Raw genomic sequence first — 24,555 nt, forward strand, 5'->3', positions numbered from 1 at the left:
TCGGCACACCGTCCGACGATTCGAGTGATCGGACCCCCTGACCACACATGATCCTCTTCGAATCCGAGGCCGACCCGACCGAGTGGTTCCCTCTGCCCCTGCACTGGACGGACAACGAGCGGGACCAGGACGAGATGGTGAAGTGGTCCGTCATATGCACGGAGATCGTTCATCAACGCCACAAGCGGTGGTGGCGGCGGCCCAAGCGGCTTGCGATCGCCGATCACTTCCTGCAACTGGCCGAGGCCCATCCGATCCCGAACGTTCCGGCGCACCAGGCCTTCGTCTACAGCGGTGACCCCGGCCGGGTCCCGCAACCTTTCTACGCTCTCACCGCGCAGTCGGAGGGCAAGGACCAGGACACGGAACTCCACATCATGGTTCAAGCGGCAGGTGACCACCCTGTCCGCCGGCCCGACGTCTCGGACTTCCGTTCCGACCGCCTGGGGCGAGGGCTGCGCTGCCTTCGCTACTTCGGTGACAACGGCGAGTACGGATCCCTCAACTACGGCTGGTGGTCGGAGGAGCACGAGGTCTACGCGACCGTGCGCACGGTGTCGACGGAACTCGACTGGCTGACGGCGAACCTGGGCATCTTCGACGACTTCGCCCGCAGCATCTGGCTCAACCCGAACCCGGAGTGACCTGCATGAACGTCTGGCAGCCGGCGCCAGGGGAAACTCCCCTCGCCCGCGTTCCCATCACCTTCGCCAGCGGTGCGGCGATGCGTGTCAGGGGGCCGGCGGTGGTTCCGCAACACCGAGCGCAATGACATACAGAATGAGCTGGACGGCTGGCCCGAAGGACCGGGGCATGCCGCCCGTTCGACGGGTGGCGCGGTGGTCGGGAGCGCCCTCAGGGGTACGGCGCTGACCGTCGGAGTCCTCATCATGGCGTTCCTCTCCGCCTTCGGCGGCAATCTCAGCGGCTCCTCGTCACGTTCGGGCTCCCGCTCGTCCGACGACCCGGCCGACGAAGTCGAGGACTTTCCCGTCATGTGGGCCGCGCCCGGCACCATCGCCCGTTCCCTGCCATGGCAGCTGGACCCGGCGCGCGCGAAGCAGAAGCACTACCGCACGCACCTGATCGTCACCGACAGGCGCCTGGTCATCGTCGGCATGCCCTTCTCCGAACGGGAGTACAAGCGCGTCGACGACACCGTGCTCTGGGAGACCCCGCGCGCCGCCATCGGGAGCATCGAGCGCAGGGACTTCAAGGACGGCGATGATGTCAAGGTCGTTTTCACCGACGGCTCCTGGTGCAGGTTGCGCACCTCTGGCCGGGATCGCCTCATGCGATACCTCGTCGACCGGCTTGACTTCGTACCGTTGGATTCCCTCACACCGGCCCAACGCAAGACAGCCGAGACCTTCGCGTCGGCCCATGCCCCGGACGCAGGCCCTCCGGTGGTCACGCGCAGCGAGTGCGGCTGTCATCGCGTCGAAGTCCTGGCGCCGAGTACCACCGATGCCTTCTTCGGGCACTCCACCCACGACGTGGTCATGGACGGGGACGGCAACACAGTCGACCTGTGGCAGTACCACTTGGAGGACTGGTCGCCCGAAGGGCTTGCCGAGCGACGACGCCTGCGAGCGCCCGCACCCCCGTCCGGCCGGGCTTCACGGGACTGAACGAAGGGCGCAGGCGCCGACGCCGATGCTTCGTCCACGTTGTGTGGAAAGGCTCGGCGGTGTCATCGTCGCCGCCGGGGCGTTCTAGCGCTGGCGCCCTGCCCGGCTCTTCCCCTTCCCCTTCTTCCGCAGCCTCCGCATCCGTTCCCGCTCCCGAGCCGCGTCTTCCTCCGCCCGTGCGCTGATCCAGCGGTAGACGAGCAAGCCCACCAGCACGGCACTGATGATGTAGGCCAGAAACGCACTGCCGGTACCGGGGATGTAGGCGCAGCTCTCCGAACGGCAGTTCTTGCCGGGCAGACCGCTCAGCAGATAGAAGAGCGGCCCGAACGCGGCCAGGCAGCAGGCCGCCGTGCCCGCGGTATGCATGCCACGCGACAGGCGTGTCCGGTCCGAGGCTCCGGCCGCACACCGCAACGCTCCGATCGCTCCGAGCACGGTGATCACGCCAAGGACGCCACCGACCGCCCAGGAACCACCGGGCAGGTCCACCAGCATCGGTACCGTCTCACGCGCGAATCGCTTCCACAGCCCCATGACCAGCAGGATCACTCCCATGCCGACCACCAGACAGACAACCACCCCAGCGATCCCCAGGCCGTCTCGGGCCTCGAACCTGCGGTTGGTTCCTGCGTCTTCGGCTGATCTCCGCACCTGTCGTCCCCTCACGCCGGCTGACGATCCCCGACCGGGCGAACGCCGGTCCGGTGCGTGCAGCGTCCGCTGCCGCACCGGACCGGCGTCTCACGGCTACTTCCGAGCCTGCTTCGCCAGTTCCTCGTCGATCTGCTCGAACTTGTCGGCCGCCATGGTGAGGTAGTCCCCCATGCCGTCCAGACCGTCCAGCGTGGTCTTCGTACCGTTCACGAACTCGTCGAAGTTCTCGTCGAACGCCTTCGAGGAGCTCTTCGTGACGTAGCCGGACTGGACGAGGTTGTTGATGTACTTGCGGAGAGCGTCGAGCTTCTCCTGGAGCTTTTCCTTCTCCTTCACGACATGCTTGGCAGCTTCCCGCATGTCCTGATATGTGATGTCAAGGTCCTTGGCCATGAAGCCGCTCCCTTTCACAACGCCGCAGGGCCAACCCCCGTGGCTCCCTGTTTGCGGACTCGTCGGCCCGTAGGCCGAGTTGCTGGTCGCACGTGGCAACCGGTGTGATCGTCCGCTCTTGCGTCTGCAGCTTACGGGTGTGGCCAGTGGTGCCACATCCCCGGCTTGTGAACGAGACGTCATGAAGTCGTGCACGACGTTGCCAAAGGGAACGTCTCGGCGCCTCCCCATTGCCCCACTGTCGTACCGAACGGATATCGTCCTTACGACTGTGACCCGCGTGACTGAAGCGAACAGGCGGCGGACGCGGACGCAGCGACATGGACCACAGCGGCCACACCGGCCCAGTGGCACGGGGAGGACTAGTCGTGCGCCTGACTCTGACCGTCGTCGACCCGTACGGCGGTGGCACCGCCGACGTCGTGCTCGATGCCGATCCTGAGTCCACCGTGGGGGACATCGCCCAGGAGCTGGCCAAGCAGGTGGGGCACAGCGGGGCGCAGGTCATCCCGCTCGGACAGCAGCGGCACGCGCCGGCGAACAACGCGCCTCTGGTCTACGTCGACGGCTACCCCGTCGATCCGCACGCCACCGTCGTCGGTTCGCCCCTGCGCGAGGGCGCCGTCGTCAGCCTTCAGGATCCGTCCGGGTGTCTGCCGGGTGAGCCCACCGGGCTCGTGGAGCTGCGGGTCGTCGGCGGGCCGGCCGCCGGGTTCGTGCACCGGCTCGGGGTCGGGCGGTACGACATCGGCAGCGGGGCCGCCTCGTACATCCGTATCGACGATCCCGAGGTCGACGCCCGGGCCCTCACCCTCTCCGTGGCCACCGACGGCACCTGCCAGGTCGCCGTGCACATGGACAAGGAGCACGTCACCCTCGACGGCACATCCCTCGCCGAGAGCGAGAAGGAAGAGCCCGGCGACAAGAAGAGCGAGAAGAAGAAGCAGAAGCAGAAGGACGACAGCGGCGAGAAGAAGAAGGGCGGGCCCGGTGCGTGGCCCCTCGGGGGGCAGATCGCCCTCGGGAACAGCCTGCTCGAACTCACCCGGTACACGCCCCCGAACGCGGCCCTGAAGTGGTCCGACGACGGGGTCGGTCTGGACTACAACCGTCCTCCGCGGCTGCGTCCGCCCGAGCGGCAGACCAACTTCCGGCTGCCGTCGCCGCCCCGTGACTACGAGGCCCGGCCGCTGCCCTGGCTGATGGCGCTGACGCCGCTCGTCGGTGCCGTCGTGTCGGTGCTGATCTTCCAGAAGTGGTACTACCTGATCATGGCCGGCCTGGCCCCGATCCTGCTCTTCGCGAACTACTACAACGACAAGAAGCACGGGCGTAAGTCCCATGCCAAGCAGGTCGAGGAGTACAAGGAGCAGAAGGAGCGGATCGAGAAGGACGCGCAGGACGCGCTCGTCGCCGAGCGGACCGACCGGCGGCATGCCCTTCCCGATCCGGCGACCGTCCTCGCCCTCGGGACCGGGCCGCGGACCCGGCTCTGGGAGCGGCGGCGCACCGACCGTGATCATCTGCTCGTGCGGTTCGGGACCGGGCAGCTGCCCTCCGAGGTCGTGCTCGACGACCCCGAGCAGGACGACCACCGCCGGCACGTGACCTGGAAGATCGAGGACGCCCCGGTCGCGCTGCATCTGCGCACCCTCGGGGTGATCGGCATGGCCGGGCCCGGGGACTCCGCCCGGGCTCTCGGGCGGTGGGCCGTGGCGCAGACCGCGGCGCTGCACAGCCCGATGGACGTGCAGTTCTACGTACTCAGCGAGAACGCCGCGCAGGAGTCCTGGGACTGGACGCGCTGGCTGCCGCACGCCCGGCCGTCCGGCGGGCAGGACGTCAACGCGCTGATCGGGACCGACGCCGAGACCGTCGGTGCCCGGATCGGCGAGCTGACGCAGATCCTCGACGCGCGCAAGAAGGCCGCCGAGGAGAACAAGTCGCAGGCCGGTTCGAGCTTCAGCGATCCCGACATCGTCGTCGTGTGGGACGGGTCCCGGCGGCTGCGGTCCCTCCCCGGCGTCGTGCGGTTGCTGCGCGAGGGGCCCGCGGTGTCCATGTTCGCCATCTGCCTGGACGCCGAGGAGCGGTTCCTGCCCGGCGAGTGCCAGGCGTACGTCGTCGCCGAGCCGAAGGCCCAGGAGTACGAGCCCGCCCAGCAGGTCCCGCAGCAGGCCCAGCAGCAGGTCGCCGGCGGGTTCCCCTCCTTCCAGGCCTGGCACACCACCTCCCAGCAGCCCGAACAGGCCGGGCGCAGCGAGCAGTTGCGGCTGCGCGTCGAGGAGGCCGGTGCGGAGCGGCTGAAGGACGTACGGCCCGACTTCGTCTCCGCGGCCTGGTGCCTCAGGCTCGCCCGGTCGCTGTCGGCGCTGCGGGACATCAGCGGGGAGACCGAGGACTCGGCGCTGCCGGGTTCGAGCCGGCTGCTGGACGTGCTGCAGCTGGAGCCGCCGACGAGTGACGCGATCACGGCGCGGTGGCGGATGGGCGGGCAGTCGACGCTGGCCGTCATCGGTGAGTCGTACGACGGGGCGTTCGGGATCGACATCCGCAAGGACGGTCCGCACGGCCTCATCGCCGGTACGACGGGTTCCGGTAAGTCGGAGCTGCTGCAGACCATCGTGGCGGCGCTGGCCGTGGCGAACACGCCCGAGAACATGACCTTCGTGCTGGTCGACTACAAGGGTGGCGCGGCCTTCAAGGACTGTGTGCATCTGCCGCACACCGTCGGCATGGTGACCGACCTCGACGCCCACCTGGTGGAGCGGGCCCTGGAGTCGCTGGGTGCCGAGCTGCACCGGCGCGAGCACATCCTGGCCTCCGCCGACACCAAGGACATCGAGGACTACCAGGACCTGGTGCGCCGGGATCCCTCGCACCAGCCGGTGCCCCGGCTGCTCATCGTCATCGACGAGTTCGCGTCCATGGTGCGTGACCTGCCCGACTTCGTGACCGGGCTCGTGAACATCGCCCAGCGAGGCCGTTCCCTCGGCATCCATCTGCTGCTGGCCACCCAGCGGCCGTCCGGTGTCGTGTCGCCCGAGATCCGCGCCAACACCAACCTCCGTATCGCGCTGCGCGTGACGGACGGCGGTGAGTCGTCCGACGTGATCGACTCGCCCGAGGCCGGGCACATCTCCAAGAACACCCCGGGCCGCGCCTACGCCCGCCTCGGCCACGCCTCCCTGGTCCCCTTCCAGTCGGGGCGCGTGGGTGGCCGTCGGCCCGGTGCGGCCGACCCGGCCGTGCTCATGCCCTGGGTGGGCCCGCTGACCTGGGAGGACCTGGGCCGGGCTGCGCTGGTCAAGCCCAAGGCGGAGGCCCGTGAGGAAGAGGAGATCACCGACCTCAAGGTCCTCGTCGACACGATCCGCGACGCCAACAGCTCGCTCGGCATCCCGCCGCAGCACAGCCCGTGGCTGCCCGCGCTCGACGAGACGCTGCTGCTGGACGACGTCGAACTCCCCGCGTTCGCGGGCGGCCCCGGCAAGCTGCCGCCGGCCCCGTACGGCATCGAGGACCTGCCCGCCAGCCAGGCCCGGCGCCCCGTCGCCATCGACTTCGCCTCCTTCGGCCATCTGATGATCGGCGGTGCCCCGCGCAGCGGCCGCTCCCAGGTGCTGCGCACGCTCGCGGGCTCCATCGCCCGTACGCACTCGGTCGCCGATGTGCACCTCTACGGCATCGACTGCGGAAACGGCGCGCTCAACGCCCTCACCCGGCTGCCGCACTGCGGCGCGGTCGTCGGCCGTAACCAGACCGAGCGGGTCGTACGGCTCGTCAACCGGCTCAAGGGCGAGATGGGGCGGCGCCAGGACCTGCTGGCGGACAAGGGCTTCGCGGACATCGGTGAGCAGCGGTCCTCGGTCGCCGAGGACGAGCGGCTGCCGCACATCGTCGTGCTGCTGGACCGCTGGGAGGGCTGGGTGCCCACGCTCGGCGAGATCGACCACGGTTCGCTCACGGACGAGTTGCAGACGATGATGCGCGAGGGCGCGAGCGTCGGCATCCACCTGGTCCTCACCGGTGACCGGACCCTGCTCGTCGGCCGTATCGCGACGCTCACCGAGGACAAGTACGGTCTGCGGCTGGCCGACCGCAGCGACTTCTCCGCGCTCGGCATCCCGGCCCGCAAGGTGCCCGAGGAGATCCCGCCGGGCCGTGCCTTCCGCAACGAGTTCGGTACGGAGACGCAGTTCGCGCTGCTCGCCGAGGACACGACCGGTCAGGGTCAGGCGGCCGCGCTGGCGGCGATCGGCGAGGCGGCCGCGGCCCGTGACGCCGAGGTCCCGCGCACGCGGCGCCCGTTCCGCGTGGACAGCCTGCCCAGCCGCATCTCCTTCCCGGAGGCCTGGGAGATGCGCGACCCGGACGCGTCGCGCTCGCCTCTGTGGGGTCTGGTCGGCATCGGCGGCGACGAGATCGTCGGCTTCGGCCCGGACCTGGCGCAGGGCGTGCCGGCGTTCGTCGTCGCGGGTCCGGCCAAGTCGGGCCGCTCGACGGTGCTGTGGAACTTCGCGCAGTCCTTCCTGGCCAAGGGCACGCGTCTGGTGATCGCGGCGCCACGCCAGTCGCTGCTGCGCCAGCTCGACGGCGCGGACGGCGTACTGAAGGTCTTCACCGGCGACGACATCGACGAGGACGAGTTCGAGGAGCTCATCGACCAGGCGTCCCTGGAGGAGCCGATCGCCGTCCTCATCGACGACGGCGAGATCCTGGAGGACTGCGACGCCGAGAGCCAGATGAAGAAGCTGGTCTCCCGCGGCGCCGAACGCGGCCTCGCCATGGTCATCGCCGGTGACGAGGAGGACGTGTGCAGCGGCTTCTCCGGCTGGCAGGTCGACGCCAAGAAGGCCCGCCGCGGCATCCTGCTCTCCCCGCAGGAGTCCTCCAGCGGCGACCTCATCGGCCTCCGCCTGAACCGCAGCATGGTCGGCGGCCAGGTCGCCCCGGGCAAGGGCATGCTGCACCTCGGGGACGGGGAGCTGCGGACCGTCGTCATCCCGGGGTGAGGCGTTGAGCGGGGGATCGGCGAAGCCGAAGCGGAGGAAGGCGGCGGGGCCGGCGCTGCGGTACGAGCACCGGCCGGGCCGCCAGAACACCGACGAGCCGAGGAAGCGGGACTGGAGCTGTCTCGGGGGTTGCGGGAGCCTCGTCGGCTTCGTCCTCCTGCTGATGCCACTGGTCTTCTTCGACATGTACTGGGGCCACGACCTCTGGGGCGACGTCGCTCCCGCGTGGCCCGGTGGTGGGTACGCCTTCGCCGCCACCGTCGGGGTCTTGGTGCCGCTGGTCTTCCTGGCCTGGGCGGCGCCGCTGACCCGGATGGACTGGAAGAAGAGCACGGCGCGTTCGCTGGGCTGGGTGGCCGCGTCCCTGCCCGGGCTGGCCGCGGGGTATCTGGTCGTCGGGGTGATCTTCACGACCGTACGGCCCAAGCGGCGCCGCGATTGGGACTACGACTGCTACAGCGAGGGCGGCCCCTGCTGGGTGCATGTGCACTATCCGTGGCTGTGGGCCGTCGGCCTGGTCGCCACCCTCGCGTCGGCCGCGCTGCTGATCACCCTGTTCGTGAAATACGGAGGCCGGTCCGCTACCGCACCTTCGACATCCGAGCCTGAGGCCGCCCCGACTCCTCGCTCTCCGACCGATACCGGAGGTCGTCGCCCACCGGGCTGAGGTGGACCGTCGTGGCGGCCGGGTTGCAGCCGCTGTGGTTGGTCTTCGCGCCCACGGACGTCGCGACGAGCTCCTTCTTCGTCACCTGCTTCAGGGTCAGTACGTCGATACAGACGCCGCCGATCTGGTCCGTCTGGCGGAGCCGGCCCAGCTCCTGGCCGACGGAGGCCCGTTCGACCGTGATCCGGAACGTGCCGAGGGGCAGATTGCCGTCCAGGGCGGTGCCCTGGCCCTCCCAGGTGCCGAGATAGGCGGCGGGCACCGCCCCGCCCGGGGCGGCGTCGCTCGCCGACGGCTGCGCGTCGGCGCCGGCGCCCGAGTCGCCCGTGTCGTTCTGGCCGCCCCGTCCCGGCAGCAGGTCGAACACGAACACCGAGCCGATCGTCACGGCCGCCATCGCCCCGGCGACGGCCAGGGCGACCGAGCAGCTCAGCCTCCGCACCCGCCCGCCGCCCTCGGGCGTGGACGTCGCGGCCACGGAGACGGTGACCTTGCCGGGGCGGCGCCCGGTGGACGACGGGGTCATGTCCTGCGGGCCTTCGTCGCGGGGTGCGGGTACGGCCGGGAAGGGCGGCGCCGGGGCTGGTGTGGGCATGACCGGCGGCGGGCCGAACACCCCGGGCTCGGCAGCCCCGGCAGTGCCAGCCGTCCCAACCGTCCCAACAGCTTCAGCCGACTCCCCTGGCTCCCTCTCCCCCACTCCCACAGAAGGGCTGCTGAACCCCACCGGCCCCGAAAGCCCCCCGCCTCCCGGCCCCGCCGCCTCCAGGTTCAGCAGCTGTACGGCGCCCCGGCTCACCTGCTCCACCAGCGCCCCCGGCAGCCACCCGCCCGTCACCAGCCGGGCCGCGCCCTCGGGAGCCAGGCGTCGGGCCAGCTCCGCCGGGGCGGGCCGTGCGGCCAGGTCCTTCGTCAGGCAGGCGGCCGTGAGGGACCGCAGCTCCCCGTCGAGCAGGCCGAGTTCCGGCTCCTCGTGGACGACCTTGTAGAGCAGGGCCGCCGAGGAGTCACCGGGGAAGGGCGGCCGGCCGGTGGCGGCGTACGCCAGGACCGCGCCCAGGGAGAAGACGTCCGCCGCGCCCGTGACGCCCTTGCCGAGGATCTGCTCGGGCGACATGTAGCCGGGGGAGCCGATCGAGACGCCCGTGGAGGTCAGGGACGCCGTGCCGTCCGTGGCCCGGGCGATGCCGAAGTCGATCAGCAGGGGGCCGTCGAGCGTGAGCAGGACGTTCGACGGCTTCACGTCGCGGTGCACCAGGCCCAGCTCGTGCACCGCCGCCAGCGCCTCGGCGAGCCCTGCTCCCAGGGCGCGTACGGTGTGGGCCGGCAAGGGGCCGAAGTCCGCCACCGCGGCGGACAGCGAGGGGCCCGCCGCGTACGCCGTCGCCACCCACGGCACCCGTGCCTCCGGGTCCGCGTCCAGGACCGGCGCCGTCCACGCGCCGCCCACCCGGCGCGCGGCCTCGACCTCGCGGCGGAAGCGGGCCCGGAACTCCTCGTCCAGCGCGAAGTGCGGGTGCACGATCTTCACGGCGACCGTACGGCCTCCGGCGCTGCGGCCCAGATAGACCCGGCCCATCCCGCCGGAGCCCAGTCGGCCGAGCAGCCGGTAGGGCCCCACGACGGTGGGTTCGTCGACTTCGAGCGGCCGCATGGCGTCACCCCTCCCCCGTAGGCGTCCGGAAGCCCGGGTGGGCCCCCGTCCGCCTGCACTCCCAGCAGAGTAGTGCGCGAGGAGCGCCCGCTCACGGCTCTAGCAGGTCCACCTTCACGTCCGCCGGGAACCCGGTCGTCGGGCCGACGCGCCGGGCGAACTCGGCGACCGCCTCCAGCTGCGGGCCGCCGAAGCGGAAGTCGAGTGTCGTGAAGTACTGGGCGAGGGTCTCCTCGTCGAAGTCCTCCCAGCGGGCGGCCTGCTCGGCGACCTTGCCGACCTCCTCAAGGGAGAGGTTGCGGGAGGCGAGGAAGGCCTCGTGCACCTTGCGGGTGAGGACCGGCTCGCGCTCCAGGTAGTCGCGGCGTGCCGCCCAGACCGCGAAGACGAACGGCAGGCCCGTCCACTCCTTCCACAGGGCGCCCAGGTCGTGCACGTCCAGGCCGAAGCGCGGCCCGTCGAGCATGTTCGCGCGCAGCGCCGCGTCGCCGATGAGGACGGCCGCGTCGGCCTCCTGCATCATCAGGCTGAGGTCGGGCGGGCACGTGTAGTAGTCCGGCCGTACGCCGTAGCGCTCGCCGAGGAGCAGCTGGGCGAGGCGGACGGAGGTGCGGGAGGTCGAGCCGAGGGCGACGCGGGCGCCGTCGAGCCGGTCCAGGGGGACCTGCGAGACGATCACGCACGACATCACCGGGCCGTCGCAGCCGACGGCGATGTCGGGGAAGGCGACCAGTTGGTCCGCGTGCTTGAGGAACTCGACCAGGGTGATCGGGGCGATGTCGAGTTCGCCCTGCACCAGCTTCTCGCTGAGCTTCTCCGGGGTGTCCTTCGTCAGCTCGAAGTCGAGGAGTGTGCCTGTTCTGGCGAGCCCCCAGTAGAGGGGCAGGCAGTTCAGGAACTGGATGTGGCCGACGCGCGGCCGGGTGCGAGGATTGTCCACATCGTGAGGCTAGCCCTCTCGGCCCAGTGGTCGGCGTCCGGCCCCGCCGAGGGTTCGTGATCGGCCACAGAGGCCCTCTGAGCCAGGTGGCGGAGGGATGTTCAAACATTCGGGTGACGTGATCTTGACCCCTATTGCATTCCGGGGCCTGCGTGCTAGGCTCATCGCAAGTTGCAGTTTGGTTTCCCTTGCAGTACAGAGCCTGCGGAGCATGTGACCGCGGGCTCTCGTCATTCTCAGACGTATGCAGTTGTGCAGAATTCATCTTCACACTTGCTGGTTCTGGAGCAGGGCAACCCTTTTGGGCCCAAGGAGGGCTTATGGCTACCGGAACCGTGAAGTGGTTCAACGCCGAAAAGGGCTTTGGTTTCATCGCCCAGGAGGGCGGCGGCCCCGACGTCTTCGTCCACTACTCCGCGATCAACGCGAGCGGCTTCCGCTCGCTCGAGGAGAACCAGCAGGTGTCTTTCGACGTCACGCAGGGCCCGAAGGGTCCGCAGGCTGAGAACGTCACGCCGGTCTGATCAGTAGTACCCAAGGAGCCCCGCGCCGTCAGGCGTCGGGGCTCCTGCCTTTTCCCCTCCTCTTCCGGTTCTCCCCTTCCCGCCAGAGGCCGATGAATTTCCGGCGAATTCTGCGGGACGCTCCGCTGTGGCGGGGCGGACCAGGGGGCTCTGACCGGCTCTCGCACCGGCCGGGAGAAGATGTCCGGATGCAGGAACATGAAGAGAACGCCGAGAACGGCGAGCAGGAAAGCGGAACTCCCGCGCACAACCATCTGGCGACCGGCGTCTCACTCGGCCTGTCCCTCGGCACGGCCCTCGGCCTGTCCCTGGGCATGACCGTCTTCGACAACATCGGCCTGGGACTCGCACTGGGCCTGGGCCTGGGCACGGCGATCGGAGCGGCGGCGGGGGCCGGGGCTGCCAGGGCCGCCGCGGACCAGGCCGAAGGCCGGGGAGACGAACCGGCCAGCTAGGCGCAGGGGCCAGGGGCGCAGGAGAGAGCCGGCCGGGGCGAAGTGGGCGCGAGAAGGCTGGCCAGGGCGCCGAGGTCATGGCACTCGAAGCCAGGGGGAGCCTGCGGGCGAAGGGCCCAGGCCCGAGCAGTCCCACCAAGCCGAGGGACGGTCACGGCAGGCAGGGGAGCAGCACGGGCTCTGAGCAGGGGCCAGAGGGACAGGCCGCTGGCGGCGAGCAGGCAGGCGCGCCGCACGGGCTGGGGGGCGTCCAGACACGCGGAGACCAGCGGATCCAGCAGCGAGCGGCACCACCCCGGCGCGGAGACGCCAAGCCGCAGAGATCGACCGCCAAACCCCGGGCAAGCCCACCACCCCCCGCAGTAGGGTCTCGGGCCATGACCGACGTCGACTTCTTGATCGAGACCCGTACCTTCTACGACACCGTGGCCGAGGACTACGCCCGTCACTTCCCTGGTCTGGATGGGATGACGCCCCTGGACCGGGGGCTGCTGGCCGGGTTCGCGGAGATGGTGGGGGAAGGGGGCGAGGTTGCCGATCTGGGGTGTGGGCCCGGGCGGGTGACGGCGTTTCTGGCGGAGCGGGGGGTGTCGGTCTTCGGGCTCGATCTGTCGGAGTCGATGCTCGCGATCGCCCGCCGCGAGAACCCCGGCCTGCGGTTCGAGCAGGGCTCGATGCTGGAGCTGGAGCTGCCCGACGGCTCGCTCGACGGGGTCGTGTCCTGGTATTCGAGCATCCACACCCCCCTGGACCACCTGCCCGCCCTCTTCGCCGGGTTCCACCGCGTGCTGCGGCCCGGCGGGCATCTGCTGCTCGGCTTCCAGGCCGGGGACGAGCCCCGGCGTCGCTACGAGGAGGCCTTCGGGCACAAGGTGGCGCTGGACTTCCGGCGGCGTCGGCCGGAGCAGATGGTCGCCCTGCTCGAAGCCGCCGGATTCGCCCTGCGCTCCCGGACCGTACGGGAGGCCGACGAGGAGCTCGGCGAGCCGGTCCCCCAGGCCTGTCTCGTGGCCCGTAAGCCGGTGACGCCCACCGGCTAGAGCGTCCCCGCGATGTCCCTCGCCGCGATGTATCCGAACGTCATCGCCGGGCCGATGGTCGACCCCGCGCCCGCGTAGCTGTGGCCCATGACCGCCGCGCTCGCGTTGCCCGCGGCGTAGAGGCCCGGGATGACCGAGCCGTCCTCCCGCAGAACGCGGGCCCGGGCGTCCGTCAGCAGGCCGCCCTTGGTGCCGAGGTCGCCGGGGACGATGCGGAAGGCGTGGTAAGGGGGCAGCCACAGGGGCGCCAGGCAGGAGTTCGGCAGGACGGACGGGTCCGTGTAGTAGTGGTCGTAGGCGCTGTCGCCGCGGTGGAAGTCGGGGTCCTCACCCCGCCGTGCCTGGGAGTTGAAGCGGTCGACGGTCGTGCGCAGGGCCGCCGCCGGGACGCCGATCGAGGCCGCGAGGGCGTCCAGGGACCAGGCCTTGTGCGCGGCGCCGGAGTCGTACCAGGCGGCGGGGAGGGGCAGGGTCGGCAGGACGTCCTTGAAGAGGTAGCGGTTGCGGTAGTTCTGGTCGGTGATCAGCCAGGACGGGATGGCCTCGGGTGCGTCGTACATGGTGTGGACGACGTCGCTGTAGGGCGCGGCCTCGTTGACGAAGCGCCGGCCGGACCCGTCGACCAGGAGACCGCCGGGGAGGGTGCGTTCGGCGAGGCAGAAGTACGGCTGGCCCGGGACCGGGATCGCCGGGCCCCACCAGGCGTCGTCCATCAGGTCGAGGGCCGCCCCGAGCCGCTCCCCCGCCAGGATGCCGTCGCCGGTGTTCTCCTTGGCGCCGACGGTCCAGTCCGTGCCGATGGGCTGGCGCTGGAAGCGTGCGCGCATGGCCGCGTTGTGCTCGAAGCCGCCGGAGCCGACGATCACGCCCCGGCGGGCGCGGACCAGGCCCGGGGCGCCGTCGCGGGTGACGACCGCTCCGGTGACCGTGCCGTTCTCGACGTGCAGGTCGGTCAGGGGCGTGTTCAGCCACACCGGCACCCCGGCCGACCGCAGTCCCGCACGCAGCCCCGCCGCCAGCGACTGGCCCATGGTCAGCGGCTTCTCGCCGCGCAGCGCCGCCGCCGTGCCCCGGGCCAGGCACTGGGCCGCCACGGCCGCGCCCTTGGCGTTCACCGCGGCCAGGGTGACCCACTTGTAGTCGGCGCTGAAGACGACCATCCCGGCGGGCACGCCCATGTACGGCGGGTTCAGCCGGGCCAGCTCGGGGCCCAGGATGCGGCCGTCGAGCTGGTCGGGCTCGATGGAGCGGCCGTTCGGCAGGCCGCCGGGCAGCTCCGGGTAGTAGTCGCTGTAGCCCTCCATCCAGCGGAAGCGCAGGGGGCTGTGGGCCATGACGTAGGAGATCGTGGCCGGGCCGTGGGCGAGGAAGGCGCGCTGCCGGTCGGCGGGGATGTCCGGGCCGACGACGGCGGCGAGGTACGCGGCGGCCTTCGCCGGGGTGTCCGGGACACCGGCCGCCAGGAGCACCGGGTTGTTCGGGATCCAGATCCCGGCGCCGGAACGGGCGGCCGAGCCGCCGAAGGTCGGGGCCTTCTCCAGGACGACGCAGCTCATCCCCTGCCCGGCGGCGGTCAGCGCGGCCGTCATCCCGGCCGCACCGGAGCCGATGACGACGACGTCGTACGTGCCGAGCGGGGGTAAGTCGGCGGCGTGGGCGCCCTGCCGCACCCCGGCGGCGACGGCGAACCCGGCACCCGCGGCACCGGCCAGCACTCGTCTTCGGGAAGGCGCCCGCGAAGGAGCCCCGGAAGGGGAACCAGTAGGTGGTGCGGAGTTCGGGTCAGTGGTCATGACGGCTCCAGCGCGACGGACGGGGGTGGGGAATGTCGCGCGGGCACCCCGCGAAGTCAAGAGACAGACACGGGAGTCAGGAGCCGGACCGACCTACTCGAGACCGATGGCCGCGCAGTCCGCCTCCAGCTTCGAGGTGCAGATGTCCTTCACCGTGTAGACCCCGTCCGTGATCACCGTCTCCTTGATGTTGTCCTTGGTGAGGGCGACCACCGGCACCAGCATCGCCGGGATGTTCTTCGCCGTCGGGCTGTCGACCGTCTCCCGGGTCAGCGCGGCGAACTCGATCTGGCGGCCCTGGACCTTGGCGACCGCGATCTTCGCGGCGTTCGTCGCCTCCAGCAGGAAGGACTTGTACACGGTCATGTACTGCTCCCCCGACACGACCCGCTGTACCGCGTCCAGGTTGGCGTCCTGCCCGGTCACCGGCGGCATCTTGGTGGCGCCCGCCTCCTCCAGCGCCTCGATGACGGCACCCGCCATGCCGTCGTTGGCGGAGTAGACGGCGGCGATGTTGTTCAGCCCGACGGCCCGGATCGCCTTCTCCATGTTCGCCTTGGCGATGGAGGGCTTCCACTCCTTGGTGTCGTACTGCTCGACGATGTCCACCTGGCCCTGGAGCTCGCTCAGCGCGCCGTCCTTGAACCGGGCCGTGTTCGGGTCGCCGGGGTCGCCGTTCATCATGACGACCTTGTCGTTCTGGGACTTCTCGCCGAGCTCGCTCATGATGGCGCGGCCCTGCACCTGCCCGACGAGTTCGTTGTCGTGGGAGACGTAGGCGTCGATCGGGCCCTCGGCGAGCCGGTCGTAGGCGATGACCGGGATGCCGGCGTCCTTGGCCTTCTTCACGTCCGAGGCGATCTTCTTGGAGTTCAGGGCGTCCACCAGGATGACGTCGACCTTGTCGGCGATCATCTTCTGGAACTGCTGGCTCTGTCTGGACACGCTCGACTCGGCGTTGGCGTACTGGACCTTGCCCTTGTTCTCCGTGAGGGAGGCGACCTCGTCCCTGATCAGGGGGTAGTCGAACTTCTCGAAGCGGGCCGTGTCCCGGTCGGGCAGCAGCAGGCCCACCGTGATGTCGTTGCCCTTCTGCACGGCGGTGTCGTCACTCCCGTCGTCGCCGCACGCGGAGAGGGACAGGGCCGATACGGAGACCGCCAGGGCTATGGCGACAGGGCGCACAGCGGTCCGACGGGTGTTACGCGCTTTCACTGGTGGTGCCTTCCGTGGGGGGAGGGAGCATCGCGACGGGATTGCTCGAAAGCCAAGGGGAGACGGCGTGCGGCGTCAAGAAAATCGTGTGAAGACATCGCAAAGGCCGCCTCACGCCCGGCCGTCTCAGCGTGCGTACAGCCCCTCGACCTCTTCGGTGAACGCGCGCAGTACGGCCTGGCGGCGGAGCTTCATCGAGGGGGTCAGATGGCCCGCTTCCTCGGTGAAGTCCTCGGGGAGGATCGCGAAGGCGCGGATGGATTCGGGGCGGGAGACCATCTTGTTGGCCTCGTCGACGGCGCGTTGGAGGACGGCGCGCAGATCCTCGTCGTCGACGAGCAGTTTGGCCGGTACGGGGTGTTTGCCGTTCATCTGGCGCCAGTGGGTGATCCCGTCCGGGTCGAGGGTGATCAGGGCCGAGACGAAGGGGCGGCCGTCGCCCAGGACGAGGCACTGGGAGATCAGCGGGTGGGACCGCAGCCAGTTCTCCAGCGGGGCCGGGGCGACGCTCTTGCCGCCCGCGGTGATCAGCAGTTCCTTCTTGCGGCCGGTGATCGTGAGGTAGCCCTCGTCGTCCAGTTCGCCGAGGTCGCCGGTGGCGAGCCAGCCGTCGGGGGCGGCGGGGACGACGCCGCCGGCCTGGGGGTCCCAGTAGCCGCGCAGCACATGGTCGCCGGCGAGGAGGATCTCGCCGTCGGCGGCGATACGGACACGGGTGCCGGGCAGCGGCCAGCCGACGGTGCCCAGACGGGGCTTGAGGGGCGGGGTGACGGTGGAGGCGCCGGTGGTCTCGGTCAGGCCGTAGCCCTCGAAGATCTCGATGCCGGCTCCGGCGTAGAACGCGGAGAGGCGGCGGCCCAGCGGTGAACCGCCGCAGATCGCGTAGCGGACCCGGCCGCCCATGGCGTTGCGGATCCGGCGGAAGACCAGGGGGTCGTAGAAGATCCGGGCGGTCTTCAGGGCGCGGGAGGGGCCCGGGCCGGTGCCCGTCTGCTGGGCCTCCACCGCCTCGCCGTAGCGCCGCGCCACCGACACCGCGCGGTCGAAGGAGGTCACCCGGCCGCTCGCCTCGGCCTTGGCGCGGGCCGAGTTGAAGACCTTCTCCAGCATGTACGGGATGGCCAGCAGACAGGTCGGCCGGAAGCTCGCCAGGTCCGGCAGCAGCTGGTCGGCCTTGATGCTCGGCGCGTGGCCCAGCCGCACCCGGGCGCGGATGCAGGCGATCGCGACCATGCGGCCGAAGACGTGGGACATGGGCAGGAACAGCAGGACCGAGGCCTCTTCGCTGGTCTTCGTCTTGAAGACGGGGTAGAGCAGCTCGATGGCGTTGTCGACCTCGGCGAAGAAGTTGCCGTGGGTGAGGGCGCAGCCCTTGGGGCGGCCCGTCGTGCCCGAGGTGTAGACGAGGGTGGAGAGCGTGTCGGGGCCCAGCATGCCGCGCCGCACCTCCACCTCCTGGTCGGCCAAGTGCTCCCCGGCCTCCGCGAGCCGGTCGACATGGCCCTTGTCGACGACCCACATGTGCTGGAGGTCCGGCAGGCGTTCGCGCTCGGGGCCGAGGGCGGCGGCCTGCCCGGCGGTCTCGGTGACCAGGGCGACCGCGCCCGAGTCCTGGAGGATCCAGCGGGCCTGGAAGACGGAGGACGTGGGATAGATGGGGACGGTGACCAGTCCGGCCGACCAGGCGGCGAAGTCCAGGACCGTCCACTCGTAGATCGTGCGGGCCATCACGGCGACCCGGTCGCCCGGCATCAGGCCCTCGGCGATCAGGCCCTTCGCCACGGCGAGCACCTGGGCGGCGAACTCGGCGGCGGTGACGTCGCTCCAGTTCCCCTCGGCGTCCTTGCGGCTGAGCACCACGGCATCCGGCGCCGCGCTCGCGTTGTCGAACGGCAGGTCGGCGAGCGATCCGTGCGTCCAGGGCGGCGCCAGCGGCGGTACGGCGGCCTCCCGCACCACCCCGTCCAGCCGCCGCGTCTCGGGTTCGACCAGGACCGGCCCTCCGTACACGTCGTCGCCGTAGGCGGAGGAGGGATACGCAGTGGACACGGGCGGCTCCTGGGGCGTGCAGCGGTGAACTGCTTGCTGCATGGACGTACGTGCCTCGCACGCCGAGGCGCTCAACCGGCTGAACACGCAGAAAGGGGTTACTGCCGGTAGGAACGGGATCGTACGGCCCTCACGTGGCGGGTTTGTGCGAGTTCGGGGATGGTCCGGAGCCGGGCCTGTGCAATCTCGGGGGTTACGTGAGGGACCTTCAGTTTTGGTGCCCCCCCCGGCCGCCGTCATGCCCGCTCCAGAACGGCCGTCACCCCCTGCCCGCCCGCCGCGCACACCGAGATCAGTCCGCGTGCGGGCGCGTCCCGTTCGGCCAGGAGCTTGGCCAGCGTGGCCACGATCCGGGCGCCGGTGGCGGCGAAGGGGTGCCCGGTGGCGAGGGACGAGCCGGCGACGTTCAGCCGGTCGCGGTCCACCGCACCCAGACCCCGCTTCTCCCAGGCGGCGAGCGTCGCCAGCACCTGGGAGGCGAACGCCTCGTGGATCTCGATCAGTTCGAAATCGGCCGGCTTCAGCCCGGCCCGCTCCAGCATGCGCGGAACGGCGTACGCCGGTGCCATGAGCAGACCGTCCTCGCCGCCCGCGACATCGCCGTCGACGAAGTCCACGGCGGCCGTCTCGTACGCGGTCAGATACGCCAGCGGTGTCAGGCCGCGCTCCCGGGCCCACTCCTCGCTCGCCAGCAGGACGGTCGCCGCCCCGTCCGTCAGCGGGGTCGAGTTCCCCGCCGTCATGGTCGGGTCGGGGTGGTCCAGGCCGAACACCGGCTTCAGGGCGGCCAGTTTCTCGGCGGTCGAGCCGGGGCGCAGGTTCTGGTCGCGGGCGAGGCCCCGGAAGGGGATCACCAGGTCCTGGAAGAAGCCGCGTTCGTACGCCGTCGCCAGCCGCCCATGGCTCGCCGCGGCCAGTTCGTCCTGGGCCGTACGACCGATGCCCCAGGCCCGGGCGGTGACGGCGGCGTGTTCGCCCATGGACAGCCCGGTGCGCGGCTCGGCGTTGCGCGGGATGTCGGGGACGAGATGGGAGGGGCGCACCTTCGCGAGGGCCTTCAGTCGGGCGCCCGCCGACTTCGCGCGCCGGGCCTCCAGCAGGATGCGGCGCAGGCGGTCATTGACGCCGAGGGGTGCGTCGCTGGCCGTGTCGGCGCCGCCCGCGACCGCCGACTCCGTCTGGCCGAGGGCGATCTTGTTGGCGGCGGCGATGACGGCCTGGAGTCCGGTGCCGCAGGCCTGCTGGATGTCGTAGGCCGGGGTGCTCGGGTGCAGTGTCGAGCCGAGGACGGCCTCGCGGGCGAGGTTGAAGTCGCGGCTGTGCTTGAGGACGGCTCCCGCGACGAACTCGCCCACCGCTCCGGGTTCCTGGAGGTCGTACCGCTCGACGAGGCCGTCGAGGGCCTGTCTGACAAATCCCCGTCGTCCGCCCGAAGGGCGGGCTCTGCGGCGTCTGGTGCGTGCGATCGCAAGGCGCCGGAGCGTCCTCGATGGGGGTCCCCCGCTCGAGCGCAGCCGAGAGTGGGGGAGGAGCCACGTGGGCGGTTCGGCAACGCGGCGAGCGTGCGTGCCAGGCGTCGCAGAGCAGGCGGGGATTTGTCAGACAGGCCCTGGGGCGGCGGTGAGCATCTGCTGGTTGGAGGCGGTGGCGTAGGGGCCGTCGGAGCGGGCGAACGGGATGCGTGCGCCGCCGATGATCGCCACGCGCCGTACCGAGGGCGCGATCCGCTGAGGGCTCATCTCGACCTGCTCCTCGCCTGTGACGTAGCATTACCTCCGGTAACCTTACTCCAGAGTAAGGAAGAGCGAGTGTCCTCCGGCAGCTGGGAGTTGGAATGGCCGACCGCTATCTGCGCTTCACCGGTACCGCGCCCGGCCGTTTCCTCACCCGCCGCCTCGGCCTGCCCGAGCCCGCGGCGCTGATCCGCTGGTCCGCCGAGCGCCCGGCCCTGGACGGCGGCCTGCGTCACCTCACTGCCGGCCGGTCCGGCCTGGACCTCGCCCCGGTCCTCGCCCGTACGGGCATCGCCCCGGCCGGAGCCGACCGGGCCGCCGCCGTCGTCCTGGACGCGAGCGGGGTGCGGGACGTCGAGGGACTGGCCGAGGTGCACGCGGCCCTGCATCCCGTCGTACGGTCGGTCACCCCGAGCGGCCGCGTGGTCGTGCTCGGCGCGCCGCTCGACCCGGCCGACCATCACCAGGCCGCCGCCCAGCAGGCCTTGGAGGGCTTCACGCGCTCCCTCGGCAAGGAGATCGGCCAGGGCAGGACGGTGAACCTGGTCCGGCTGACGGACGCGTCCGCCGCCGAAACCACGCTCCGTTTCCTGCTGTCGCCCAAGTCGGCGTATGTCAGCGGGCAGATGATCGAGGTGGGGGCCGGCGAGGAGCCTGAGGTGCCTGTCGACCGGGACCGTCCCCTGTCCGGCCGGACCGCCCTGGTCACCGGCGCCGCGCGCGGCATCGGAGAGGCGGTCGCCGAGACACTCGCGCGGGACGGCGCCCGGGTCGTCGTCCTCGATGTGCCCGGGGCCGAACAGGACGCCCGGCGCGTCGCCGACCGGCTCGGCGGCACCGCCCTGCTCCTCGACATCACGGCCGCCGACGCGGGCGCGCGCATCGCCGAGGCCCTGCCGGACGGCCTCGACCTGCTCATCCACAACGCGGGCATCACCCGCGACCGGCGGCTGGTGAACATGCCGGCCGAGCGCTGGATCCCGGTGCTGGAGGTGAACCTGGCGAGCGTGCTGCGCACGACCGACGCGCTGCTGAAGGCCGGGGCGCTGCGGCCGGGCGGCCGGATCGTGGCGACGGCCTCGATCGCGGGCCTCGCCGGCAACACGGGACAGACCAACTACGGGGCGAGCAAGGCGGGCATCGTCGGCCTGGTCCGCTCCCTCGCGCCGCGCGCGCTCGCCGAGCACGGGGTGACGGTCAACGCCGTCGCGCCGGGCTTCATCGAGACGAAGATGACGGCCGCCGTCCCACTGTTCATCCGCGAGGCGGGCCGCCGCATGAACTCCCTTGCCCAGGGCGGTCTTCCGGTCGATGTCGCCGAGACCACCGCCTGGCTCGCGCACCCGGGCTCGGGCGCGGTCAACGGCCAGGTCGTGCGCGTCTGCGGCCAGAGCCTGCTGGGGGCGTGATGACCGACGCCCCCGCTCTCGTCCTCACCGGGCCGCCTTCCCTGGCCCCGCTCCTCGCCCGCGGCGCCTTGCTGTCCCCCTTCAAACGGCCCGCCCCCGACGCGGAGTTCCCCCGCACCCGGCTCGTCCTGCCCGGCCTGCGGGTCGACCTCGCGCGGCTGGCGGCGTACGAGCGGGTCTGCGGGTTCCCGACCGGGGAGGACGCGCTGCCGCTGACGTATCCGCAGGTGCTCGGATTCCCCCTGGCCATGCGGCTGATGAGCGGCCGGGACTTCCCGCTGCCGCTGCTGGGCCTGGTCCACACGTCGATCACCGTCACCCGGCATCGGGGGATGCCGGCGACCGGCGCGTACGAACTCGCCGTACGGGTCGACGGACTGGCACCGCACCGCCGCGGCACGGAGGCCACGGTCGTCACCGAGGTGCGCGAAGGCGGGGACGTCGTCTGGGAGTCGAGCAGCACCTACCTCGCCCGGCACCGCACGCGACGGCCCGCCGAGGATGTCGGGTCTGCGGAGGAGGTCCGCAAACCGCTGCCCACCGTCGCCGAGTGGCGGCTGGCCGAGGACGTCGGCCGTCGCTACGCCGCCGCCTCCGGAGACCGCAACCCGATCCACCTCCACCCCCTCACCGCCCGCCTCTTCGGCTTCCCCCGGGCCATCGCCCACGGCATGTGGACCCTCGCCCGCTGCCTGGCCGCCCACGGCACACCGGACTCCTGCCACGCACGCGCGGCCTTCAAGGCACCGGTCCTGCTGCCGGGGACGGTGACGTACGCGGCGGAGAACGGCCGCTTCGAACTGCGGGACGGGGACGAGCGGGTGCATGTGGCGGGGGATGTCCACCCGGCGTAACCGCCCGGGCCACCTGCCGGGCAGCTACCCGGCCGACGCCTGCTCAGCCACCCGCCCCTGCCTGCCCGGCCGCGAGAGCCGGGCAGCCCGACCGGCCCGAAACCCCGGGCGTCCACCCGGCCGGCCAACGGCCCGGCACACCACCGCCAGCCGGCCACCACCGCCCGCCAGGGCAGCTACCCGCCCTGATGCTCCGCCCGTTCCTCCCCCTGCGGGGACCACGGTCGTCCCGCCATGAGGTCGCCCAGCCCCGCCCACGCGAAGTTCATCATCGTGGCCGCGGCCTGGCGGGCCGTGACGCCGGGGGTGGCGTTGGCCCAGGCGGCGAGGGATTCGGCGGCGCCGACCAGGGCCTCGGCGAGGCCGGCGACCTCGCGCTCCGGGAGGTCGGGGTCGTGGTGGGCCTCACGAGCACCGGTGAGGATGAGCTGCGTCACGAACGCGACGATCTCCTCGCGCATCGCGGTGACCTCGGCGGCGAACGGCTCGCCGTGGGTGCGGGCCTGGAGGTGCAGGACCGACCAGGCGTCCGGGTTGCGGGCGGTGTGCGCGAAGAACGCCCCGAGCCCTTCCCAGAGTTGCCGGTCGGAAGGCAGATCGGGCCGGACCCCGGCCCGCACCGCCTCGACGAGGGACTTGGCCTCGCGGCGGATGCAGGCGGTGAAGAGGTCTTCCTTGGAGTTCAGGTACAGATAGACCAACGGCTTGGACACGCCCGCAAGTTCGGCTATCTCGTCCATCGACGCGGCCATGTAGCCGCGTTGGCCGAAGATCCGCACGGCGGCGTCCAGCATCTGCTGTTCGCGGACCGCACGCGGCATCCGCTTGGTCTTCACGGCACCCATACGGCTTAGCGTACGGTCCCCCCGGCCTGCCCTCGGTCGTGAACCGAAGCGGACCGGCCAGGGGGACGACGTCAGCCCGTCACACCGCGGCGGGCACCTGCTCGCGCTCCGCGTCCCGCTTCTCGTCCCACGGGTCGTCCAGGGAGGAGCCGTCCGCCGTGGCGTAGGCCTCGCGGTCGAGCAGGTTCTCCCGGGCGGCGACCAGGACCGGGATGAGGGCCTGGCCGGCGACGTTGGTCGCGGTGCGGATCATGTCGAGGATCGGGTCGATCGCGAGGAGCAGACCGACACCCTCCATCGGCAGGCCGAGGGTGGAGAGGGTCAGGGTCAGCATGACCGTCGCGCCGGTCAGGCCGGCCGTGGCGGCGGAGCCGACCACCGAGACGAACGCGATCAGCAGGTAGTCGCCGACACCGAGCTGGATGTCGAAGATCTGGGCGACGAAGATCGCGGCGATCGCGGGGTAGATCGCGGCGCAGCCGTCCATCTTGGTCGTGGCGCCGAACGGCACCGCGAAGGACGCGTACTCCTTCGGCACGCCGAGCCGCTCGGTGACCTTCTGCGTCAGCGGCATCGTGCCCACGGAGGAGCGGGAGACGAAGGCCAGCTGGATCGCGGGCCAGGCGCCCTTGAAGAACTGGATCGGGTTGGCCTTGGCGACGGTCGCGAGCAGCGCCGGGTACACGCCGAACAGCACGATCGCGCAGCCGACGTAGATGTCGACGGTGAACGTCGCGTACTTGCCGATCAGGTCCCAGCCGTACGTGGCGATGGCGTGGCCGATGAGGCCGACGGTGCCGATCGGGGCGAGCCGGATGACCCACCACAGCGCCTTCTGGAGCAGCTCCAGGACGGACTCGCTCAGGTTGAGGATCGGCTGGGCCTTCTCGCCGAGCTGGAGCGCGGCGATACCGGCGACGGCGGCCATGAAGACGATCTGCAGGACGTTCAGCTCGGTGAACGGCGTGATCACGTCGGTCGGCACGATGCCGGTCAGGAAGTCGATCCACGAGCCGGTCTCGTCGGGCTTCGCGCCGTCCTTGGGCGTGAGGCCGGTACCGGCGCCGGGGTTGGTGACCAGGCCGATGACCAGGCCGATGCTCACCGCGATCAGCGAGGTGACCATGAACCACAGGAGGGTGCGCGAGGCCAGGCGGGCCGCGTTGTTGACCTTCCGCAGGTTGGTGATCGAGACGAGGATCGCGAAGAAGACGAGCGGCGCGACGGCGAGCTTCAGCAGGCCGATGAAGGTGTCGCCGACCTTCTCCAGGGTCGTGGTCAGCCAGGACAGGTCCTGGTCGCGGGCGAGCCAGCCGAGCAGCACACCGAGGACGAGACCGGCGATGATCTGAGCCCAGAAGGGCACCTTGAAGGACTTCGTGTATGAGGACACGGACTGACTCCGTTGGGGGGACGCGTTGGGGGGGGAGCTGACGTGGGAGACGACGGGGGTTGGCGTTACGTCAGAGACGACAGTTAGCGGACGCGCACCGACAGAGATCCACGTGCAGTCGCGCGACAAGTGCGAGCCGCCGGGGCATGACGCTCCGGGGCTGCAGAGGCACGACTGCTGAGTTCATCACCGCGACACCTTAACACCTGAACTTTGAGGACCCCAAAGCCTCGCTTTGACAGGCAGAAACGCGCAGGCACCCATACAAGGCAAAGCGCCCCGTTTCCG

General features: G+C 71.0%; 20 protein-coding genes. 9 read left to right on the forward strand and 11 right to left on the reverse strand.

What is annotated here, in order from left to right; genetic code table 11:
• Window positions 1–47: 47 nt before the first annotated feature.
• The gene (locus NNW99_RS15145) at window positions 48–644 is read left to right on the forward strand and encodes a hypothetical protein (RefSeq protein WP_215119658.1); all 597 of its coding nucleotides are present in this window, start codon (window positions 48–50) and stop codon (window positions 642–644) included.
• Between the two features lie 195 nt (window positions 645–839).
• Window positions 840–1,631: a hypothetical protein gene (locus NNW99_RS15150; RefSeq protein ID WP_215119659.1), complete on the forward strand. Its 792-nt coding sequence runs from the start codon at window positions 840–842 to the stop codon at window positions 1,629–1,631.
• An 84-nt stretch (window positions 1,632–1,715) separates the two neighbouring features.
• On the opposite strand, the gene NNW99_RS15155 is transcribed toward NNW99_RS15150, so the two are convergent.
• Together NNW99_RS15155 and NNW99_RS15160 are read right to left on the reverse strand one after the other, a co-directional pair.
• Complete coding sequence (locus NNW99_RS15155) at window positions 1,716–2,189, reverse strand: hypothetical protein (RefSeq protein WP_251057807.1); 474 nt, start codon at window positions 2,187–2,189, stop codon at window positions 1,716–1,718.
• 192 nt (window positions 2,190–2,381) lie between these two features.
• A complete protein-coding gene (locus tag NNW99_RS15160) occupies window positions 2,382–2,681 on the reverse strand; it encodes a WXG100 family type VII secretion target (protein ID WP_215119661.1) in 300 nt (99 codons plus the stop codon).
• A gap of 368 nt (window positions 2,682–3,049) precedes the next feature.
• Here NNW99_RS15160 and NNW99_RS15165 point away from each other — a divergent pair, with 368 nt between their 5' ends.
• Both NNW99_RS15165 and NNW99_RS15170 read left to right on the forward strand, forming a co-directional pair.
• Window positions 3,050–7,696, forward strand: coding sequence for an FtsK/SpoIIIE domain-containing protein (locus tag NNW99_RS15165; protein WP_215119665.1), 4,647 nt, complete (start codon window positions 3,050–3,052; stop codon window positions 7,694–7,696).
• 4 nt (window positions 7,697–7,700) lie between these two features.
• Window positions 7,701–8,363, forward strand: a complete 663-nt coding sequence (locus NNW99_RS15170) for a hypothetical protein (RefSeq protein WP_215119666.1) — start codon at window positions 7,701–7,703, stop codon at window positions 8,361–8,363.
• Here the strand turns inward: NNW99_RS15170 and NNW99_RS15175 are convergent.
• Both NNW99_RS15175 and NNW99_RS15180 read right to left on the reverse strand, forming a co-directional pair.
• Window positions 8,278–10,017 carry a serine/threonine-protein kinase gene (locus NNW99_RS15175; RefSeq protein ID WP_215119668.1) on the reverse strand — a complete coding sequence of 580 codons (1,740 nt, stop codon included), beginning with the start codon at window positions 10,015–10,017 and terminating at the stop codon, window positions 8,278–8,280. The two genes, NNW99_RS15170 and NNW99_RS15175, sit on opposite strands and share 86 nt — an antisense overlap.
• 91 nt (window positions 10,018–10,108) lie before the next feature.
• Complete coding sequence (locus NNW99_RS15180; protein WP_215119669.1) at window positions 10,109–10,957, reverse strand: menaquinone biosynthetic enzyme MqnA/MqnD family protein; 849 nt, start codon at window positions 10,955–10,957, stop codon at window positions 10,109–10,111.
• Window positions 10,958–11,277: 320 nt separating this feature from the next.
• On the opposite strand from NNW99_RS15180, the gene NNW99_RS15185 reads away from it, so the two are divergent.
• From NNW99_RS15185 to NNW99_RS15195, 3 genes are all read left to right on the forward strand, one after another.
• Complete coding sequence (locus NNW99_RS15185; RefSeq protein WP_003992177.1) at window positions 11,278–11,481, forward strand: cold-shock protein; 204 nt, start codon at window positions 11,278–11,280, stop codon at window positions 11,479–11,481.
• A gap of 188 nt (window positions 11,482–11,669) precedes the next feature.
• The gene (locus NNW99_RS15190) at window positions 11,670–11,936 is read left to right on the forward strand and encodes a hypothetical protein (RefSeq protein ID WP_215119671.1); all 267 of its coding nucleotides are present in this window, start codon (window positions 11,670–11,672) and stop codon (window positions 11,934–11,936) included.
• Window positions 11,937–12,313: 377 nt separating this feature from the next.
• A complete protein-coding gene (locus NNW99_RS15195) occupies window positions 12,314–12,976 on the forward strand; it encodes a class I SAM-dependent methyltransferase (protein WP_215119673.1) in 663 nt (220 codons plus the stop codon).
• Here NNW99_RS15195 and kstD read toward each other — a convergent pair.
• From kstD to NNW99_RS15220, 5 genes are all read right to left on the reverse strand, one after another.
• Window positions 12,973–14,769 (reverse strand): 3-oxosteroid 1-dehydrogenase, encoded by a 1,797-nt coding sequence (kstD, locus tag NNW99_RS15200; protein WP_251057808.1) that lies wholly within the window; start codon window positions 14,767–14,769, stop codon window positions 12,973–12,975. The genes NNW99_RS15195 and kstD overlap by 4 nt on opposite strands.
• A gap of 93 nt (window positions 14,770–14,862) precedes the next feature.
• Window positions 14,863–15,954 carry a sugar ABC transporter substrate-binding protein gene (locus tag NNW99_RS15205; RefSeq protein ID WP_251057809.1) on the reverse strand — a complete coding sequence of 364 codons (1,092 nt, stop codon included), beginning with the start codon at window positions 15,952–15,954 and terminating at the stop codon, window positions 14,863–14,865.
• A 156-nt stretch (window positions 15,955–16,110) separates the two neighbouring features.
• Window positions 16,111–18,033 carry a long-chain fatty acid--CoA ligase gene (locus tag NNW99_RS15210; RefSeq protein WP_215119676.1) on the reverse strand — a complete coding sequence of 641 codons (1,923 nt, stop codon included), beginning with the start codon at window positions 18,031–18,033 and terminating at the stop codon, window positions 16,111–16,113.
• 236 nt (window positions 18,034–18,269) lie between these two features.
• Window positions 18,270–19,628 carry an acetyl-CoA C-acetyltransferase gene (locus NNW99_RS15215; protein ID WP_370869201.1) on the reverse strand — a complete coding sequence of 453 codons (1,359 nt, stop codon included), beginning with the start codon at window positions 19,626–19,628 and terminating at the stop codon, window positions 18,270–18,272.
• Between the two features lie 3 nt (window positions 19,629–19,631).
• The gene (locus tag NNW99_RS15220) at window positions 19,632–19,772 is read right to left on the reverse strand and encodes a hypothetical protein (RefSeq protein ID WP_215124625.1); all 141 of its coding nucleotides are present in this window, start codon (window positions 19,770–19,772) and stop codon (window positions 19,632–19,634) included.
• 95 nt (window positions 19,773–19,867) lie between these two features.
• On the opposite strand from NNW99_RS15220, the gene NNW99_RS15225 reads away from it, so the two are divergent.
• Both NNW99_RS15225 and NNW99_RS15230 read left to right on the forward strand, forming a co-directional pair.
• Entirely contained in the window at window positions 19,868–21,175 is a 1,308-nt protein-coding gene (locus tag NNW99_RS15225; RefSeq protein ID WP_215119679.1) for a 3-oxoacyl-ACP reductase, read from the forward strand.
• Entirely contained in the window at window positions 21,175–22,029 is an 855-nt protein-coding gene (locus NNW99_RS15230; RefSeq protein WP_215119683.1) for a MaoC family dehydratase, read from the forward strand. The genes NNW99_RS15225 and NNW99_RS15230 overlap by 1 nt, the downstream gene beginning before the upstream one ends.
• Window positions 22,030–22,205: 176 nt before the next feature.
• On the opposite strand, the gene NNW99_RS15235 is transcribed toward NNW99_RS15230, so the two are convergent.
• Both NNW99_RS15235 and NNW99_RS15240 read right to left on the reverse strand, forming a co-directional pair.
• Entirely contained in the window at window positions 22,206–22,874 is a 669-nt protein-coding gene (locus NNW99_RS15235; protein ID WP_215119684.1) for a TetR/AcrR family transcriptional regulator, read from the reverse strand.
• A gap of 79 nt (window positions 22,875–22,953) precedes the next feature.
• Entirely contained in the window at window positions 22,954–24,267 is a 1,314-nt protein-coding gene (locus tag NNW99_RS15240) for a dicarboxylate/amino acid:cation symporter (protein ID WP_215119689.1), read from the reverse strand.
• Between the last annotated feature and the right edge of the window lie 288 nt (window positions 24,268–24,555).

It is taken from the genome of Streptomyces sp. CRCS-T-1, from assembly GCF_024442335.1.
GTDB lineage: Bacteria > Actinomycetota > Actinomycetes > Streptomycetales > Streptomycetaceae > Streptomyces > Streptomyces koelreuteriae.

Coding starts and splice junctions, on each gene's coding strand:
- NNW99_RS15145 (WP_215119658.1), top strand. CDS start 48: ATGATCCTCTTCGAATCCGAGGCCGACCCGACCGAGTGGTTCCCTCTG.
- kstD (WP_251057808.1), bottom strand. CDS start 14,769: ATGACCACTGACCCGAACTCCGCACCACCTACTGGTTCCCCTTCCGGG.
- NNW99_RS15220 (WP_215124625.1), bottom strand. CDS start 19,772: ATGAGCCCTCAGCGGATCGCGCCCTCGGTACGGCGCGTGGCGATCATC.
- NNW99_RS15230 (WP_215119683.1), top strand. CDS start 21,175: ATGACCGACGCCCCCGCTCTCGTCCTCACCGGGCCGCCTTCCCTGGCC.
- NNW99_RS15195 (WP_215119673.1), top strand. CDS start 12,314: ATGACCGACGTCGACTTCTTGATCGAGACCCGTACCTTCTACGACACC.
- NNW99_RS15175 (WP_215119668.1), bottom strand. CDS start 10,017: ATGCGGCCGCTCGAAGTCGACGAACCCACCGTCGTGGGGCCCTACCGG.
- NNW99_RS15235 (WP_215119684.1), bottom strand. CDS start 22,874: ATGGGTGCCGTGAAGACCAAGCGGATGCCGCGTGCGGTCCGCGAACAG.
- NNW99_RS15185 (WP_003992177.1), top strand. CDS start 11,278: ATGGCTACCGGAACCGTGAAGTGGTTCAACGCCGAAAAGGGCTTTGGT.
- NNW99_RS15160 (WP_215119661.1), bottom strand. CDS start 2,681: ATGGCCAAGGACCTTGACATCACATATCAGGACATGCGGGAAGCTGCC.
- NNW99_RS15190 (WP_215119671.1), top strand. CDS start 11,670: ATGCAGGAACATGAAGAGAACGCCGAGAACGGCGAGCAGGAAAGCGGA.
- NNW99_RS15225 (WP_215119679.1), top strand. CDS start 19,868: ATGGCCGACCGCTATCTGCGCTTCACCGGTACCGCGCCCGGCCGTTTC.
- NNW99_RS15155 (WP_251057807.1), bottom strand. CDS start 2,189: ATGGGAGTGATCCTGCTGGTCATGGGGCTGTGGAAGCGATTCGCGCGT.